General features: G+C 68.9%; 16 protein-coding genes. 4 read left to right on the top strand and 12 right to left on the bottom strand.

Features of this window, described 5'->3' with window-relative positions:
- Positions 1-39 precede the first annotated feature (39 nt).
- Positions 40-528 (top strand): hypothetical protein, encoded by a 489-nt coding sequence (locus tag HUW46_RS42145; protein ID WP_215544244.1) that lies wholly within the window; start codon positions 40-42, stop codon positions 526-528.
- A gap of 9 nt (positions 529-537) precedes the next feature.
- Here the strand turns inward: HUW46_RS42145 and HUW46_RS42140 are convergent, their stop codons facing one another.
- The 9 genes from HUW46_RS42140 to HUW46_RS42100 all read right to left on the bottom strand — a co-directional run bounded on the left by HUW46_RS42140 (position 538) and on the right by HUW46_RS42100 (position 11,014).
- Positions 538-2,031, bottom strand: coding sequence for an NF041680 family putative transposase (locus HUW46_RS42140; RefSeq protein WP_254125504.1), 1,494 nt, complete (start codon positions 2,029-2,031; stop codon positions 538-540).
- Between the two features lie 197 nt (positions 2,032-2,228).
- A complete protein-coding gene (locus HUW46_RS42135) occupies positions 2,229-3,272 on the bottom strand; it encodes an HNH endonuclease signature motif containing protein (protein WP_215544243.1) in 1,044 nt (347 codons plus the stop codon).
- 340 nt (positions 3,273-3,612) lie between these two features.
- Positions 3,613-5,013, bottom strand: a complete 1,401-nt coding sequence (locus HUW46_RS42130; RefSeq protein WP_256451460.1) for an NAD-dependent epimerase/dehydratase family protein — start codon at positions 5,011-5,013, stop codon at positions 3,613-3,615.
- Positions 5,014-5,039: 26 nt separating this feature from the next.
- Entirely contained in the window at positions 5,040-6,002 is a 963-nt protein-coding gene (locus HUW46_RS42125; RefSeq protein WP_215544242.1) for an alpha/beta hydrolase, read from the bottom strand.
- Positions 6,003-6,068: 66 nt separating this feature from the next.
- Positions 6,069-7,244, bottom strand: a complete 1,176-nt coding sequence (fahA, locus tag HUW46_RS42120; RefSeq protein WP_215544241.1) for a fumarylacetoacetase — start codon at positions 7,242-7,244, stop codon at positions 6,069-6,071.
- Complete coding sequence (locus tag HUW46_RS42115) at positions 7,241-8,065, bottom strand: hypothetical protein (protein ID WP_215544240.1); 825 nt, start codon at positions 8,063-8,065, stop codon at positions 7,241-7,243. The genes fahA and HUW46_RS42115 overlap by 4 nt, the downstream gene beginning before the upstream one ends.
- 85 nt (positions 8,066-8,150) lie before the next feature.
- Positions 8,151-8,681, bottom strand: coding sequence for a MarR family winged helix-turn-helix transcriptional regulator (locus HUW46_RS42110; RefSeq protein ID WP_254125502.1), 531 nt, complete (start codon positions 8,679-8,681; stop codon positions 8,151-8,153).
- A gap of 55 nt (positions 8,682-8,736) precedes the next feature.
- Positions 8,737-9,831, bottom strand: coding sequence for a hypothetical protein (locus tag HUW46_RS42105; RefSeq protein WP_215544238.1), 1,095 nt, complete (start codon positions 9,829-9,831; stop codon positions 8,737-8,739).
- Positions 9,832-9,979: 148 nt separating this feature from the next.
- Positions 9,980-11,014, bottom strand: coding sequence for an amidohydrolase family protein (locus tag HUW46_RS42100; protein ID WP_215544237.1), 1,035 nt, complete (start codon positions 11,012-11,014; stop codon positions 9,980-9,982).
- 120 nt (positions 11,015-11,134) lie between these two features.
- On the opposite strand from HUW46_RS42100, the gene HUW46_RS42095 reads away from it, so the two are divergent.
- A complete protein-coding gene (locus tag HUW46_RS42095; RefSeq protein WP_215544236.1) occupies positions 11,135-12,037 on the top strand; it encodes a LysR family transcriptional regulator in 903 nt (300 codons plus the stop codon).
- Here HUW46_RS42095 and HUW46_RS42090 read toward each other — a convergent pair.
- Both HUW46_RS42090 and HUW46_RS42085 read right to left on the bottom strand, forming a co-directional pair.
- Positions 12,031-12,750, bottom strand: coding sequence for an IclR family transcriptional regulator (locus HUW46_RS42090; protein ID WP_254125500.1), 720 nt, complete (start codon positions 12,748-12,750; stop codon positions 12,031-12,033). The two genes, HUW46_RS42095 and HUW46_RS42090, sit on opposite strands and share 7 nt — an antisense overlap.
- 98 nt (positions 12,751-12,848) lie before the next feature.
- Positions 12,849-14,198, bottom strand: coding sequence for an MFS transporter (locus HUW46_RS42085; RefSeq protein ID WP_215544234.1), 1,350 nt, complete (start codon positions 14,196-14,198; stop codon positions 12,849-12,851).
- A 176-nt stretch (positions 14,199-14,374) separates the two neighbouring features.
- On the opposite strand from HUW46_RS42085, the gene HUW46_RS42080 reads away from it, so the two are divergent.
- Together HUW46_RS42080 and HUW46_RS42075 are read left to right on the top strand one after the other, a co-directional pair.
- Positions 14,375-15,541, top strand: coding sequence for an acyl-CoA dehydrogenase family protein (locus tag HUW46_RS42080; protein WP_215544233.1), 1,167 nt, complete (start codon positions 14,375-14,377; stop codon positions 15,539-15,541).
- Between the two features lie 11 nt (positions 15,542-15,552).
- Entirely contained in the window at positions 15,553-16,773 is a 1,221-nt protein-coding gene (locus HUW46_RS42075) for a CaiB/BaiF CoA transferase family protein (protein ID WP_215544232.1), read from the top strand.
- Here the strand turns inward: HUW46_RS42075 and HUW46_RS42070 are convergent.
- A complete protein-coding gene (locus HUW46_RS42070) occupies positions 16,760-17,209 on the bottom strand; it encodes a MarR family winged helix-turn-helix transcriptional regulator (RefSeq protein WP_215544231.1) in 450 nt (149 codons plus the stop codon). The genes HUW46_RS42075 and HUW46_RS42070 overlap by 14 nt on opposite strands.
- Positions 17,210-17,215: the final 6 nt, after the last annotated feature.

Below are 17,215 nucleotides of genomic sequence, written 5' to 3'. Positions count from 1 at the left end.
AAGCTTCTCGCGGTATTCGCCGGAATCAGCCTGAGTGTGGTGTCCGCCAACGCGGCGCCCGCGTCCGCCGCGGGGAACGAGGAGTTCAAGGCGTTCAACATGTGGTTCGACGTCACCGCGCTGTCCAATACGAACGAGTGCATTCCCGCCTGGGTGACGGCCCGCTACCGGGACCCGGCGTCCGGCAGCGACTCTTGGACCAGGCTCGTGCGGACGAACAACAACGGCTGCGAAACCGATCCCGAGCATCTGCAGAAGTACGGCGACTTCCAGAACACCTGGAGCGCGGTCAACCTGATGGGCGGCCCGAAACCGGGCCAGCGCATCTATTGGAAGGACCTCACCAGCCTGACGTTGACGGTGCTCACCCCGAACACCCCGCCGGGGCGGCAGAAGTGCGTGAGCGTCAACAAGTACGGAATCTGGGGCCTGGACACGAACAACTACTGGCACGAACTGGTCAACACGAAGTTCGACTGGACCTTCTGCGACGGGCACAACGATCTCGAACTGTTCGTCAACCACTGAGCTTGTCGTTTAAGTGGTGCGGCGTGGTTTGGTGCCTTTTTTGTGGTGTGCTGGTCGAGCGTGTGCCTGGCCGGTTGCGAGGACGCGTCCGGCGTCGAAGCGTTGCGCTGTAAAGGAGTTCTTCGACCCGGCGGGGCGGCCTGGTCCTGGTCGGGTGGGTTTCGGTGCCGCCGCTGGACGTGTGGTCTTCGTGCGGATGTTGCGGAACCCGCGCCGGACCCGGGCCGGGGTCAGTCTGGTCGGGTTGGCGGGGCGTTCCCAGGGGCGGCGCAGATCGGTGACCAACGACCGGGCCAGCCGGAGTTGGGTGTGGACGGCGATCATCAGCCAGGTCCAGCGGTCGGCGGCCTCCGGGGCGCGCAGCCGGGGCCGTGTCCAGCCGAGCGTCTGCTTGAGCAGGCGGAAGGTGTGTTCGATATCGAAGCGGCGCAGGAACATCTGCCAGCAGCGGTCGACCTCGGCCGGGGTGGTATCGACGCCGGAGAACCACAGCCAGACTGGTTTGTTCACTCCACCGCTGGGCAGGCGCTCGACCCGGAGCCGGATCACCGTCCCCTTGATGATCGGCAGCGGTCCCTCGTGGCCGGTCCAGGCGGCCCTGCTGGTCAGCTTGGGATGCAACCGGTTCCACGCCTGCGCGGTCGCCAATCCGTAGAGCCGGGTGTCAGTGCTGGTCACGACATGCTCGGAACCCCAGGTGGCCGGGACACCGAAGACGAACTCGCCACCGTGGCGCGACGGCCGTCCGGCGACACCCGATCTCCGGGCCGGTGCTGGGCGGCGCAACACTCGGTCCGAGCGCATCCGCCCCAGGATCCGCACAGGCAGATCGGCAAGCAGATAGGCGATGCGCGGCGCGTCGTAGCCAGCATCCAAGACCACCAGGATCTCCCGGTCACCCTGGTGCCACTGGCCCGCGGCGATGAGTCGTTCCACCACATCGCGGATCTGTCCGGTGGTCACCGCGGCGACATCGGCGCCGGGCAGTAGCCGGACCGCGTCCAGCAGCGCCGTCCACGAGGTGCGCCCGCTCTCCAACGCGGCCACGACCGAGTACGGCCAGCCAGGAATCATCCGGTGCTCGTCCTTACCGCGCCCGTAGGTGTGACAAAACGAGCGGGCCGGACAGGTCGCGCCGTCGGGCCGTAACCACGGGGAAACGTCCACCGCGAGCACCAGCCGCCCATCCGCCGCGCGGGGCAACGGCAGACCGGCCACCACGGTGCGCAACCGATCGAGGTCGACCCGGCCGTTGTTGATCGCGTCATACAGGCCGCCACGCCCACGCCGATGCTCCGGCGCCAGCGACAACCCGACCAGTGTCCGGACCGGCCCATCAGTGCACAACACCGCATCGGCCAGCTCGAACAACCCATCGGACCGGCGAGACAAGCACCCATAGAACTCCTGCCGGAACCGGTTCAGGTCCCCGAGCGCCTGCCCCCGATCACCATCATGCACACTGATCACGCAGCCCTTGAGTCGATCTTCCTTCTGTCGCAAGAGGAATCATCGACCAAGGGCTGCGCTCATGATCAACTGGGGTACACCTCACCCACCGAGCCCTTAAACGACAAGCTGAGTGCTGTTCCTGAATCTGCGGGCTCCTGGTGGGAGAGGTCTTTGCGGAAGCCAGTTCTCTCGTACCAGGAGCCCGAGGTGGAATGCGCTTTGGTTCGGTCGCCGCTGCTGGCTGTCGGTCAGATGAACCCGGTGGGGTCGTCGGTGTAGGTGCGGCCGTCGGGGGTGGTGATGGTGGTGATGCCGTTGGCGTCGGTGTGGAATTCCCAGCCGGGTTCGTCACGCAGGCCGTGGTGCACCCGGCAGAACGGGCGGATGTTGACCTTGTCGGTCCCGCCGCCCTCGCTCCAGGGCTGTGCGTGGTCGAGGTCGGAGTATTGGGCGGGTCGGGAACATCCCAGCATGCAACAGGTGCGGTGCAACACTTGGACGTACTTGCGCATCTGTGCCGATGGCCGGTAGCTCTTGCGTCCCATGTCGACCGGTAGCCCGGTCATCGGTTCGGACACGATGCGGTTCCACACCGAGTTCGAATCGAAGGCGATCTCGCGGGCCATCTCGGGTGAGATTTCCCCGCACCCGGCGAGTTCACCCGGATTGTTCCGCATCCCCATCAACGTGGGAAGGTCGACGTAGACGAAGATCTGCGCTTTCGGCTTACCACCACACTCCCCGCCCAGGCACCGCTCCACCAACGCATCGACTCGAAGCTGATCCATCGTGCGCTTGTCACCTTGGCGCTTCTTCTCCAACGCATCCCGATCGCAGGCGGCGTAGATGGCCTGGGCGCGATCCGAGGGCAGTTCGGCGAACAGGGTCGAGGACCCATGATCCCCATGCCGGATTTCCAGCATCCGCGCCGCCGCCTTCGCCCGGCGCCGCGCCTCGTACCCCTCCGGGTCGACTCGCATCAGCAGCGTGTTGACCATCCTCCGCAGTGAGGCCGAGTTCTTGTTCTCGAACTTCAGCCGCGAGTCCACTTCCCGCGCGACATCCTGGGATGCGCAGGCGGTGGCTTCGAACACCTTCGCTGCCATACCTTCATCAATGAGCCCGTTCTCCAGCGCCTCCAGTGTCCGCGGCAGGTATGAAGTCAACGCGTCAGCGAGCGCCGCCTTCCGCTCCGCCCCCGCCTGGGTGCAGTTGCACGACAACGCCACCCAGGCCAACACCGATCTTCGCGACCACTCCCCATTCATCCGCGCGATTTGCCGCAGCAACATGGCATCCCCATACCGAGACCACCTCTTCCAATGCTCCGCAGAATTAGCAACAACCCGATCCGACGAAATCTCCAGTACGTCCACACCGCAATTCTACCAACAAACCATTAACCCAACCGGGTACAGAAACGATCACAACCTGCCACAACGCGCCCCCAACGAAACAGAACCCAAAAAGCGAACGGGACCGTCAGTGCGCCGGGGACGCTATCCAAGGTGGCCGAAGGTTTTCGTTCCGTTGGCAACTTTCACCGTGCCCACCAAAAACGCGAGCAAACCCAAAAATGCAGCCCCCATTGACAACCCTACCCAAAGCCACCGACAACTTCTGACGGTCCCGCTACTGCTCCGGCGTCAACTGAGCAAGGAACTCGCTGCGCTCAGCCTGCCGGTCGTACTGCCAGGTATCCCGCACACACGTAGGGCACCAATGGCCCGCCGTGAGGATGAGCTTCGGGCTTCCCGTGAACTCGTGGCCGAATCCGCACCGCCAGCTCAGCGGGGTCGCGACCGCGCCCCGGCGCACATCGGCGCTCAGCAGTTCGCCGCCACGGAACCGGGCGGCACCAGAATAGTCCACAGTGGACCATTCGGACGATGGCTTCGACTCGTCGTACCCGTGGTCGAGCACGGTGGGAACGCGGTCCGGGTCCGGCGGTTGGAACGTGGACCAGTCCCCGATCGCCGCCCATTCTGCCCTGGATCCGAAGTACGCGCGGACGCGTTCGTCGTCGCCATTGCGGAGGAACGACATCGTGCCCCGCGGTTTCCGTGCCATCGGTTTCAGGACGAGGTGCTTGACGACCCAGGACGGTACCTTCCCCGCCATGCGCACCGATCGCGGCGCGGCCTCGACCGCGCGCCGCAGTGCGTCGTCGAACGTGTCGCGCCGGAACGGCACGAGCTCGTGCAGGCGATCCGAATCGGTGTACCACTGGCCGTGGAAGTTCCGGAGCGCGAACCAGTCGCGCTCGTACCAGGATCGCACGTCCTCGACGCCGACGGCGCCGGCCAGTCCGGTGTGGAACTCCCAGTTCGTCAACCGCCACGCGGCACCGCCACCGATGTTGTGGACGCCGCCCCAGAACTCCGCGGGCACCCCGTCTTCGCAGATGCCCACCATCAACCGCGCGGCGTCCTCCACCGAAACCCATTCCATCACGCCACCGAACGGGGTGTGCGTGATGATCGGATCGCGGATCTCGAGCACGCCGGGGTGGAAGATGCCCGTCTGCCGCAGCCATGCCCACTTCGGCAGGCCCGAGTCGACGAGCGCCTTCTCCGCCACGATCTTGCTCTGCCCGTACTCGTCGTAGTGGGACACCCGTAGCGGGTCCCCGACCCGGCCCCAGTGGTGCGGCGGGTTCCGGCCACCGGTCTCGGCGACCGATCCGACGCCGACGACGCCGATCGCCGACGGATCCGGCTGCGCGCGGACCGCCTCGACGATGGTGCGGACACCGCCCACGTTCACCCGGTGCGCGAGCTCGGGATGGTCGTCCGCGAACGGGGAGACCACGGCGCCGACGTGCAGCACGAAATCGGCGCCGCGTACGCAGCGCTCCACCGCGGCGTAGTCGGTGAAATCCCCCGGCACGACGGTGAGGTTGCCGACGTCCTCGAATTCCCGGATCGCCGCCCGTTCCGCGGGCAGCACGAGCGCGACCACGTCGAACCGGTCCGCGCGCTCCGCGAACTGCCGGACGATGTAGCGGCCCCAGTTCCCGGTCGCACCGGTCAGGAAGACCCGCTTGCGCGCCCCGGTGCTCAGCCGAGCCCCTCGGCCCAGCCGAGCACGGTGTCCGCGAACAACCGGGGATCGTGCTCGTGCATCGAATGCGGCATCTCGGGGAACGACCGGTAGGTGAACTCCTGGCCGGCCGCGGTCACGAGTTCTTCGACCCGGCGCACCTGCGTGTCCGAGATCGCGCCCATCAGGCTGCCGGTGGACGGGTCCTCCTGGCGGCTGTGGTGGGTGAACAGCACCGGGACCTTCACGTGCGAGACCAGGTTCTCGTGATCGCACGAGGCGGCGACCGATCCCGAAAGGAAGGCGCGGCCCCATTCCGGGTCGTACTCCCTCAGGTTCTGCGGCACACCCGACGCGGCAGGTTGGCGGGGCGGCGCGATCCGCGACAGCCACGCCAGCAGCGCGGGCGGGAGTTCCCGCGGCAACGCCTTCTGCATGCCGTCGACATCGCCGATGGACCACTGGTCACCGAGCCATTTGTTCCACAGCCCGAAAATCGGCCCCGCTCCCTGCCGGATCGACGGGCCGCAGGCAGGCTCGGTTTCGGAGGCGAAGATCGGCGCGTCCTCCCACACGGTCGCGCGCACCTGGCCCGGCTTCGCGAAAGCGGCCAGCCACGCCGACACCACACCACCGGAGGAGTGTCCGCTCACGATCGCGGGCCTGCCGACCACGAGGTCGAGGAAGCGCACGAGATCGTTGCCGAAGTTGTCGATCGTGTAGCGGCCGGGGGTCCACGTCGAGCGGCCCTGCCCGCGCAGGTCGACGGCGAACACCTGGAACGCTTCGGTGAGCAGCGGCATCGCTTTCTCGTACGCCCACCAGGAATTGCACTGACCGGGCACCAGCACGAGCGGGGGCAGCGCAGGGTCGCCGACGGTGCTGTAGTTAAGGCGGACCTCGCCGAGATCGACGACGTGCTCGTCGAAGTCGTGCAGCACGAACACGTCCGCGCGATCTTCGGCTTCGAGGTACTTCATCGTGCTCCTGTGCGTGCGCGGCGGACGGGCCTGCCCCCGCACAAACTACCACCGGGTCCAGGCCGGCTACGGCACCCTCGCGGGCAGGATGCGGCCGCGCACCTCGCCGAAGCCGATGCGCCCCGTGGCCCCGGGAGCCGTGGCCGAGATGACCACCTCGTCCCCGTCGACCAGGAACGAGCGCTCCTCACCGGCGACCATCACCGGCTCCTTCCCGCCCCAGGTCAGCTCGATGAACGCGCCCCGCTGCTCCTTTTCCGGACCCGAGATCGTGCCGGAGGCGTACAGGTCGCCGGTGCGCGAGGACGCCCCGTTGACCGTCAGGTGCGCCAGCATCTGCGCAGGCGACCAGTACATCTCGCGGTACGGCGGGCGCGTGACCTCCTGCCCGTTCCAGGCCACCGAGAGGTCGATGTCGAGGCCCCACGGCGCTTCCTCCCGCAGGTACGGCAAGGGCTCCGGATCCTGCGGCGGGGTCGGCACCCGCGCCTGCCGCAGTGCGAGCAGCGGCACCACCCAAGCCGAGATCGAAGTCGCGAAGCTCTTGCCGAGGAACGGGCCCAGCGGAACGTACTCCCATGCCTGGATGTCCCGCGCCGACCAGTCGTTCACCAGCACCGCGCCGAACACGTGCCGCTCGAAGTCCACAGTGGACACCGTGCTGCCGAGCGGGGACGGTGTGCCGACGACGAAACCCAGTTCCGCCTCGATGTCGAGGCGGCGGCACTCGCCGTAGCTCGGCGCGTCCTCGTCCGGCGCCTTGCGCTGCCCGCAGGGGCGCACGATGTCCGTGCCCGACACGACCACCGTGCCCGCTCTGCCGTGGTAGCCCACCGGAAGGTGCTTCCAGTTCGGCATCAGCGGCTCGGCGCCGGGCCGGAACAGCCTGCCGAGATTGGACGCGTGGTGTTCCGACGCGTAGAAGTCGACGTAGTCGGCGACCTCGAACGGCAGCCGCAGTTCGACCTCGTCGAGCCCGAACACCGCGGCCTCGGGCACGTCGCCGCCGACCAGCTCGGTGATCCGGGACCGCACCTCCACCCAGCGCTCGTACCCCTGCGCCATGAACGCGTTGAGGCTCGGCCGCGCGAACACGTCGTCGCCGAGCGCGGCGGCGAGGTCCACCACCGAATCGCCGACCCGCACGCCGACCCGGGGTGCGGCACCGCGCGGGGCGAACACGCCGTAGGGCAGGTTGGCCACCCCGAACAGCGAGCCGTCGGGGATGTCGATCCTGGTCACGCCTTCTCTCCTTCTCCCAGCACCGAAGCGGGTACCAGGCCGAGGCCCACCACCTCGGTCACCGGCTCGATGATGCTGCAGGTGCCGAACGAGCGGAACGATTCCCGCGCGCCAGCGTCCATTTCGGACACCCGGCGCGCGACGACGGCGCCGTCGCGGTCAGCGAGCAACCCGGCCAGGTCGGCCTCGGACGCACCGTCGCGAGCCGCCGCGGTCGCGGTCAGCAGGTTGAGGAACCCGTGCTGCTCGAAACCGGTCTCCGGATCGGTGTTCCGCAGCGCGTGGTGCAACCCGGCGGTCGCCTTGAACGGCACCCCGGCCACCACCACCGCCACGATCGCGGCGGCCAGCTCGGCCTCGTCCGGGTACAGCTCCGCCTTCACCCCGCCGGTGCGGAACTTGGCGTGGTGACCGGTCTTCGCGCAGGTCGCGATCACCTCGGCGCGGCGCGCGTCGCGGGGCACCTCGACGAACACCGGCACGTCATCGACCCGCTCCAAGGCAGCGAAGAACTCCGGCACCGATGAGTCCGCGGGCACCGCGACTTCGAGCCCGGTCACGTGCACCGGAAGGTCCGCCGCGCGGGCGAGCGCGTCCGCCACCTGCGCCGGGCCGCCCGGCGCGGTCACCGAGATCGCCACCGGCTCGCGCACGAGCTGGCCGAGATCGGCGAGCGCGGGCGCGGCCAGTACCAGCGGGCCGACCAGGTCGCCGTACCCGGCCGAGCGGTGACCGAGGTGATCGGGGACGGCTTGGGGCAACGGCTTCGACCCCGGCGGGAACACCGCCGCGTCGTCGAAGAACCCAGCGAAGATGCTCATTCCCGGCCTCGCCCTCCTCACCCGTCCGACGTAGTTAACTTATGTACTACCCGCCGGGGCACGCAAGGGCGCACCGGGAACGCGCTCAGGTGCGGCCGCGGAACCGGCCCCGGTCGGTGATCAGCTTGTTGAGCAACAGCACCAAGATCCGCTGTTCGGTCTCGGTGAGCACACCAGCCCACTCGTGCTCGCGCTCGTTCTGCGCGCGGAAGACCTCGACCATCTCCACCTGCCCGCGCTTGGTGAGGGACAGCAGCACCGACCGGCCGTCGTGCTCCCCCGGCGTCCGCTCCAGCAGCCCGTCGACGACCAGCGTCTTCGCCAGGTTGGAGACCGCGGCGCGGCTCATGCCGGTCAGCTCCGCCGCCTTCTTCGCCTCCAGCGGACCGGCCAGCCAGGTCACGAACAGCAGCCGGAAACCGGACCACGAACGCCCGCGCGGGCGGTGGACGGTGGCTTCCAGGTCGTAGGTGACCACACTGGAAGCCCGGTTCAGGGTCAGCAGCACCTCGGTGGCGAGCGGATGGGAGAACCCGAACTCGCGTGCCAGCCGAGTGTTGGCGAGCTCGACGAACGACCAGAAGTCGAGTTCGCTCGCGGCGTGCCGATCATCCACCCGGGTAGTTAACACATGAATTACCTGGTCCGGCAACTCCCCCGGCCGCACGGGGTCAGCGCACGGGCACGGTCCACACGGTCGCGGTGTCCCATCCCGTGCTGCCCGCGACCAGCCCGCCGTCGTTGATCCGGATCGGGTTGGCCTTGCCGCGCCCCGGCACGGGAAGCAGCGCGGTGATCCGGCCGCGGTACCACACACCGGCGACGCCGTCGGTGGAGCCGCGGCCGAGAACCTGGCCGCGTGCGTTCACCGAGGTGGGGCTGAACGGGCCCAGATCAACGAATTCGCTTCCGTACCAAAGGAAGCCGCGTCGCTCGGCGGACCCGTTCGGCTGGTACCTGCCGAACACCTGATCATGCTCGCCGAGTCCGTCGATATCCGTGACGCCCGCCGGTGGGGTGACCCGGTTGCCGTCCACCCAGATGAAGCGGTAGGCGTTCCCTTCGGCGTCGACGCTCTCGACGAGGAGCCTCCCGTCCTGGTCGAGGCTGACCGGCCAGCCGGGACCGAGGTCCACGACCTTCCCGCCGCGCCACAGCACCGCGTGCCTGCCGCCGGTGGCGAGCACGTTGACCCCGGCGATGTCGCCCCGGTCGTTCACCAGTGCCGCGGTGCCGCCGGTAGTACCGGGGAGCGCGGGTAGCACCTGCATCGCGCCGAAGCGCCACCGGACCGCGCTCGGCTCCGACCCCTGATCGTCGGGCGCGCTTTCCCCGACGATCGTCCCGTAGTTGTTGATCGCCGCCGGGAAGCTGTTGCCGCCCAGCGAACCGAGATCGGTGATGCGCCCGCAGCGCCACAGCACGGCGTGCAACGGCTTCCCGCCATCGCGGTCGCCGCTCCACCCGACGATGTCGCCGATGTCGTCGACCGCCGTCGCGAGGCTGTAGTTCCCGCCTTCCAGCACGCCGAGGTCGCTGAGCTTTCCGTTGTGCCAAAGGAATCCATGGGTCTCGCCACCCGTGTCGTGGCCGCCGACGACATCGCCGTTGTCGTTCACTCCGTTGCGGCCGTAGATCGAGCTCGTGCGGTTGTCCGGAGCGATGGCAACTCCCGGCACGGATTCCGGCGACGTCGCACCGGCGGCCGGTGCGATCACCACCACCGTGGCCAGCGCGACGGACGCGGCCACCAACACAGTCCTCATCGCGGTCCCTCCGGTGGTGAAGTTCGCGGGCGCGGAAGCCCGGTATCCGGAGTGAAGCAGCGGGAGGGGCGCTCGAACAGGCCCGCGAGGACCAAAGTCCCCCGGCCCGATCAGCCCAACAGGACGGTGCTCACCGCGACGCATCACGTCAAGAAGGCAGCCGGAACAGGGTCTCGGCGTTGCCGTGCGTGATCTGCCGCCGTTCCCGCTCGGTGAGCGGCAGGCTGTCCAGGAAGGACCGGGTGCCGTCCATGCTCACGTACGGGTAGTCGGTCGACCAGATGATCCGGTCGACGCCGACGGTGTCACGCACGAATTGGAAGTGCGGCACGTTGAACATGCCGCTCGGGGTGACCCACACGTGCCTGCGGAAGATCTCGCTGATGCTCGCGGAAAGGCCGGTGACCGCGGTAGGCAGGACCTGGTCGAGCCGGCTCAGGTAGAAGGGCACCATCTCGCCCCAGTGGCCACTGATCACCTGCAACGCGGGGAACCGCTCGAACACCCCGGACAGGATCAGGCGGAGCAGGTGGATCCCGGCCTCGTGGTGCCAGCCCCAGGCGCCAAGGGAAAACTCGGTGCTCACCGCGTCGGGCAGGCCGGCGTAGTAGGCCTCCCGCACCTGTGGGATCGGGTAGTACGGGTGCAGGTAGAGCGGCACCCGCAGCTCGGCGAGTTTGCCAAGCACCGGCTCGTACCGGGGCGCGTCGAGAAACGTCTCACCGGGGCGGCCGACGATGAGCACCGCCTTGAGACCCAGCTCGGCCACGGCCCGGTCCAGTTCCTCGGCTGCCGCCAGCGGGGCCTGCCAGGGCAGGACGGCGAACCCTTGCAACCGCAGCGGATTGGCGGCGACGGCCGCCGCGAGCCGGTCGTTGGCGGTCGTGGTCAGTGCGACGGCCTGCTCGGGCGGGGCGAGCTGGGCCGGGCTGGTGTAGGACACGATCTGCATGTCGATGCCGTGTTCGTCCATGTCCCGCAGCCGTCCCGCACCAAGGTCGACGCCCATCCGGTTGGCCACGGCCAGGTCGACAACGCGCTGGCCGCGGCCGTCACCGTTCGGGGCCGCGGCGTTGGCCGAACTCTGCGCCCGCAGATACGGCGCATCACGGTCCATTGTGGACTTGGCGGCCCGCATTATCTCCGGGTCGACAGCGTGTTCTTCGATGCAGATCAGTCGCATGGCGTCCTCCTCGTCCGTACCAACACTCCGCGCTGCCGAGGGGCTGCGTCCAAGGCTTGTTTCGCATCCCGTGACGCGTTTCAGGCATCACGGCTAGCGAGTGAGCTATCTTACGGTGTTGTGGGCACGACCAACGCGGCACCGTCGGCCGAGTTCGACCTCCGGCTGGTCCGCTACTTCACGGTGGTCGCCGAGCAGCAGCACTTCGGCCGCGCCGCGGTACTGCTGCACGTCACCCAGCCGACCCTGAGCCGCCAGATACGGACCCTTGAGCAGCGTGTCGGAGCCCGGCTGCTGGACCGCGACCGGCAGGGCACCCGCCTGACCCCGGCCGGGGCCGCGTTCCTGCCCCACGCCAGGCAGTTGCTGGCGGTCGCCGCGACGGCCGCGGCGGCCGCCAGCGCGGCCGCGGTGCCAAGCCGGGTCACCGTAGGCCACACGCGTGGGCTGATCATCACTCCGGCGGTGCGGCAACTACGCCACGACCACCCCGAGGCCGAGGTGCACACCCAGCACCTGGAGTTGGCCGAGGTGCGGACGGCCCTGTTCGGCCACCGTGTGGACGCCGTCGTGACGCGGCTGCCGTTCGCCACCGACGGACTGCGTGTCACCGTCCTGCACCACGAGCCCCGTGTCCTGCTCGTCGCCGGGGACCACCGGCTGGCCGGCCGGGAATCGGTCACTCTCGACGACATCGCGACTGAGCCGATGCCGAGGTTGCCCAATGCCGAGTGGGACTCGTTCTGGCGTGTCGACCCCCGCCCCGACGGCACGTCGGCACCCGACGGGCCGCTGGTCGGCCACCTCGAGGACTCGTTCGATCTGATCGCGTCCGGGCGGGCGGTCGCCATCGTGCCCGCCGGGCTGCGTGCCGATAGCGCCCGGCCGGACCTGACCTCGATCCCGCTGCACGGGGTCGAGCCCTGTCAGGTGGTGCTCGCCACCCGCGTCGGGGATACCGCGAACCTGGTGGCCGCGTTCCGCCGGTCCGCCCAGACCCTGCTGGTCGGGGAGGGCTACTGAGGCCGTCGGGGCATGGCCGAACGCTGCCCGGCCATCCGCGCGGCCACCTCGTGCGCGGCCACCTTCGCGGCCTCGGCGATATCGCCGATGTTGTCCCGCATGCGGTTGCTCGGTCCCGCGACCGCGATCACTGCCATGACGCGTCCGTTGTGGACGATGGGCACCCCGACGCCGTACACGTCGGGCATCGTCTCGCCCCGGTTGATCGCGACGCCCGCCTCGGCGATTTCCGCCAGTTCGCGCGCCACCCGTTCCCGCTGACCGTCGTCGGCGAGGTGGGTGGCGAGGTAGTTTTCCCGGAAGCGGCCGGTGGCGAAGGCGAGGATGCACTTCCCCGAACTGGTGGGGTACAACGGTCGCCGGGTGCGCAACGGCGCCGAGTACCGGATCATCTGCGTGGATTCGACGGTCTCGGTGTACACCACGGAATCCCCGATGAGCGAGGCGAGCATGACGGTCTCGCCGAACTGCGCGACGAGTTGCTGCATCGCGGGTTTCGCCGCTTGCCCGACGGTCGGCGGTGCGGCGGCGAGCAACGCGCCGACAGCGGGGCCGATCGTGTAGGTGCCGCCGTCGTCGCGCAGGTAGCCGGTGGCCACCAAACCCTTGACCAGTCCGTGCACTGAGGATCGCGGCGCGCCGAGGTGGTCCGCGAGCTCGGCGAGCCGGACGCCCGCGCTGTCCGCCGCGGCGAGTTCGAGGATGGTCGTCACCCGTGAGACCGTCCGGTGCTCCTTTGCTGCTCCATCTGCGGAAGTCGGCACTGCTCAGTCCCCGTCGTCGTCGCTGTGGTCCCTGGTGAAACGTACAGTCACCGCAGTCCGGAGCGCGCCGCTTCCGGCGGCGTGGCGGGCACGACATCGGCGAAGCGCTTCGACTGGTCACAAAGCGCGCCGATCACGATGAAGGCCGCGCCCGCGACGAAGAGCAGGGACACGCCCCAGGTGGCGTGCTCGGGTGAAGCCGTCACCAACGCGAGCGCGCCGAGCGGCGCGAGCCCGCCGGACAGGCCGCCGCCGACCTCGCGACCGGTGCCCAGCCCCGAGGCCCGCACCTCGGTGGGGAACTGCTGCGCCAGCAGCGTGCCCTGCGCCGCGAGCATCGCGGGCACCACGACACCGGTGGTGAGGATCAGCGCGAGCCAGATGTACCCGCTCCGCTCGGTGTTGAGCATCCAGAAGAACGGGAACGCCAGCACGGCCACCAGCACGCCCGTGGTGAGCACGATCGTCTTGGCGCCGACGGCGTCGCACAACCGGCCGGTCAGCGGCACCGTGAGGATGGCGCAGGCACTCGCCAGCGTGACGCCGAACGCCCCGACATTCGCCGGCACGTCGCGGAATTCGGAAAGGTACGACAGCGAAAACGTCTTGAAGATGTAGCTGACGCCGTTGTAGCCGATGGTGATCGCCATGACCACCGCGAGCCCGCGCCAGTCCGATTTGAGCAGCGACCGCAGCGGGCGCCGTTTCCGCCCCTGCGCCCGCCGTGCCAGCTTCTCGAACTCCGGCGTCTCCGGCATTCGGCGGCGCACCAGGTAACCGAGCCCGACGAGCGCGAAACTGGCGAGGAACGGGACGCGCCAGCCCCAGCCGTACAGGAACTCCTTGTCCAGGCTGGTCAGCAGCGCGACGGTCAGCGAGGACAGCAGCAGGCCGATGTTGACGCCGAGCGCGGGCCAGGATCCCAGCCTGCCACGGGATTCCGGCGCCGCGTGCTCGTAGGACACCGCGATGGCGCTGCCGAATTCGGCGCCCGCGCCGAGTCCCTGCACCAGCCGGAGCAGGACCAGCAGGATCGGCGCGAAGATCCCCACCGAGGCGTAGGACAGCAGCAGGCCGATGAGGCCGGACGAGACACCCATCAGCAGGAAGGTCAGCGACAGCACCGCTTTCCGGCCGATCTTGTCGCCGAGCACGCCGAACACGATGCCGCCGAACGGGCGGGCGATGAAGCCGACCGCGAAGGTCGCCATCGCGGCCAGGGTGCCCGCTGCCGGGTCGCCTGCGGGGAAGAAGACCCGCCCGAAGACCAGCGCGGCCATCGAGGCGTAGAGGTAGAAGTCGAACCATTCGAGGGCCGAGCCGATCACCACGGCGGGCCCGACGGCCTTGGGCGAGATCGCTGCCGACCGCGCCGGTCCAGCACTGGGAAGCGTCATTGCTCACGTCTCTCTGGTTCGTATATGCGAACACATCGTCGCAACTACGAAAGTTAAAGAGGTGAACCCGGTCACTGTCAACCCTTGACAGCACGCGCGCCCGATCCGATTCTGTATCTATATCTGCGCATCAATTCCTATATACGAACATCGCGCGGTGCGGAAAGGACCACCCCTTGCACTTCGAACTGACCCGGGACCAGCAGGCCCTGCGCGCCGGGGCACGCGAACTGGCCCGCGGCTTCCCCGACGAGTACTGGGCCGACTGCGACGCGCACGGCAAGTTCCCGTGGGACTTCTACAACGCCTTCGCCGAGGGCGGCTGGCTCGGGATCGCGATCCCGGAGGAGTACGGCGGCGGCGGGCTCGGCATCAGCGAGGCGGCACTGCTGCTGGAGGAGATCGCCGCGTCCGGCGCGGGCATGAACGGGTGCAGCACCATGCACCTGTCCATCTTCGGGCTGAACACCATCGTCAAGCACGGCAGCGAACAGCTCCGCGCCGAGATCCTCCCCGCGGCCGCCGACGGCTCGCTGCACGTCTGCTTCGGGGTCACCGAGCCCGAAGCGGGCACCGACACCACCAGGATCACCACGTTCGCCGAGAAGACCGCGGGCGGTTACCTGGTCAACGGGCGCAAGGTGTGGATCACCAAGGCAGGCGACTCGCAGAAGATGGTGCTCATCGCCAGGACCACGCGACGGGAACAAGTGGAGCGCGCCACCGACGGCATGTCCCTGTTCCTCGTCGACCTCGATCCGGCCCACGTCCGGCTCAGCGCGATCCCGAAGCTCGGCCGCAACGCGGTGTCGTCCTACGAGGTCGTCATCGAGGACCTGTTCGTCCCGGAGAGCGCGCGGATCGGCGAGGAGGGCCAAGGATTCCGCTACCTGCTCGACGGCCTCAATCCCGAACGGATCCTGCTGGCGCACGAAGCGCTGGGGATCGGCAGGGCCGCACTGGACCGCGCCGTGCGCTACGCGAAGGAACGCGTGGTCTTCGAACGGCCCATCGGCCAGAACCAGGGCATCGCCTTTCCGCTCGCCGAAGCCGTCACCCGGCTCGACGCCGCGGAACTGATGGCGCGCAACGCCGCGTGGCGGTACGACCAGGGCCTGCCCTGCGGCAGAGAGGCGAACATGGCGAAATGGCTCTGCGCCGACGCCGGGTTCACCACCGCGGACCAAGCCATCCAGACCCACGGCGGGATGGGATACGCCAGGGAATACCACGTGGAGCGGTACTTCCGGGAGTCGCGCATCCTCCGCCTCGCCCCGGTCAGCCAGGAAATGGTGCTGAACTACGTGTCCGCCCATGTGCTCGGCCTGCCCAAATCCTACTGACGGGAGTCGTCTTGACCGCCCCCTCCCCCAGCGGCAGCCTCCGCGGCGTCCGCGTGCTGGACCTTTCCCGCGTGCTCGCCGGGCCGCTGTGCACGCAGATGCTCGCCGATCACGGCGCCGAGGTGATCAAGGTCGAGCCGCCGTCCGGTGACGAGACCCGTACGTGGGGCCCGCCGTTCCTGACCGCGACGATGAGCGCCTACCACGCGGGGCTCAACCGCAACAAAACGAATCTGTGCCTCGATCTCAGCACACCCGGCGGCCAGCGGGTGTTGGACCGCCTCCTCGGAGACGCGGACGTCGTGGTGGAGAACTTCAAGGCGGGCACCCTGGCCGGATGGGGCTTTTCCGACGAGGTGCTCGCGGAACGGTTCCCGCGGCTGATCCACTGCCGTATCACCGGATTCGGCGTGGACGGGCCGATGGGGGCGATGCCCGGTTACGACGCCGTGCTGCAGGCGTACAGCGGGCTGATGAGCGTGAACGGCGAACCGTCGGGGCCTCCGTTGCGCGTCGGCGTGCCGGTCGTCGACATGGTCACCGGGATCTACGCGTTCTCCGGTGTGCTGCTCGCGCTCAACGACCGGCACTCGACCGGACGGGGCCAGCTCGTCGACTGCGCGCTGCTCGACACCGCGATCTCGTTGCTGCACCCGCATTCGCCGTCCTGGCTGGCCTCCGGCGAGATCCCGCGGCGCACCGGATCGGCGCACCCGGCGATCGCCCCCTACGACACGTTCGACGCTCGCGACGGCCTGATCTTCATCGGCGCCGGTAACGATCGCCAGTTCCGCCAGCTCGCCGAGGTGCTGGAGCTGCCGGAAATCGCCGCGGACCCCCGTTTCACCACCAACGCCGACCGGGTGCGCAACGTCGCCGCGCTGCGCCCGCCCCTGGCCGACCGGATCGGCGCGCTGGCACGGCACGAGCTCGGCCGCGCGCTCCTGCGACGCGGGGTACCGGCGACTCCGGTGCACGACGTCGGCGAGGCGATGACCGATCCCCAGGTACTGCACCGGGAAATGGTCGTCGAACTCGACGGCTACCGCGGCGGCGGGATCCCGATCAAGCTGAGCCGGACCGCTGGCGCGGTCCGCACCGCCCCGCGCGAGCAGGGTGCCGACACCGCCCGCATCCTCGCCTCGCTCGGGTACACCGACGAGCAGATCACCGCCCTCGTCGAGGCCGATATCGCCTGCACGGCAACGGAAACCGCCGTCACCCCTCGGTGAGCCGCCCCATCAAGCGGGCGAGCGCACCGGCCAGCTCCCGATCGAGCCGAGGGCCGAGGCTTTCGGCCAGCCAGGCGTCGAGCGTCGCCGCGTAGGAGCCAGCCTCGTCGAGCACGGACCTTCCCCGCGCGGTGACCGAGATGATGTGCCGTCGCCGGTTGGCCGGATCGCGGGACCGGTCGATCAGGCCGCGCTGCTCCAGGTGGTCCGCGAGCCGGACGACCAGGCTGGGGCTCACGCGCATGAGCCGCGCGACGTCGTCCTGGGTCGTGGCGAACCCCTGCTCGACCATCGTGAGCATGCCGAGGTGCTTCGGCGTCAGCTCCGCGGCGCGGAGGTGCTCGGCGAAGTCGTTGGCCAGGTGCGTGCCCAGCACCGTGAGCCGGAACGCCGAGGACTCGGCCAACGGTCGTTCGCCACCGCTCTTCCCTGCCATCCCAGC

This window comes from Amycolatopsis sp. CA-230715 (assembly GCF_018736145.1).
Classification (GTDB): Bacteria; Actinomycetota; Actinomycetes; order Mycobacteriales; family Pseudonocardiaceae; genus Amycolatopsis.
The sequence above is the reverse complement of the archived record's forward strand: the minus strand, read 5'-3'. Positions and strand labels throughout refer to the sequence as shown.

Excerpts from the sequence above, each read along its gene's own strand:
- HUW46_RS42135 (WP_215544243.1), bottom strand. The coding sequence starts at position 3,272 with ATGTTGCTGCGGCAAATCGCGCGGATGAATGGGGAGTGGTCGCGAAGA.
- HUW46_RS42070 (WP_215544231.1), bottom strand. The coding sequence starts at position 17,209 with ATGGCAGGGAAGAGCGGTGGCGAACGACCGTTGGCCGAGTCCTCGGCG.
- HUW46_RS42100 (WP_215544237.1), bottom strand. The coding sequence starts at position 11,014 with ATGCGACTGATCTGCATCGAAGAACACGCTGTCGACCCGGAGATAATG.
- HUW46_RS42125 (WP_215544242.1), bottom strand. The coding sequence starts at position 6,002 with ATGAAGTACCTCGAAGCCGAAGATCGCGCGGACGTGTTCGTGCTGCAC.
- HUW46_RS42115 (WP_215544240.1), bottom strand. The coding sequence starts at position 8,065 with ATGAGCATCTTCGCTGGGTTCTTCGACGACGCGGCGGTGTTCCCGCCG.
- HUW46_RS42085 (WP_215544234.1), bottom strand. The coding sequence starts at position 14,198 with ATGACGCTTCCCAGTGCTGGACCGGCGCGGTCGGCAGCGATCTCGCCC.
- HUW46_RS42105 (WP_215544238.1), bottom strand. The coding sequence starts at position 9,831 with ATGAGGACTGTGTTGGTGGCCGCGTCCGTCGCGCTGGCCACGGTGGTG.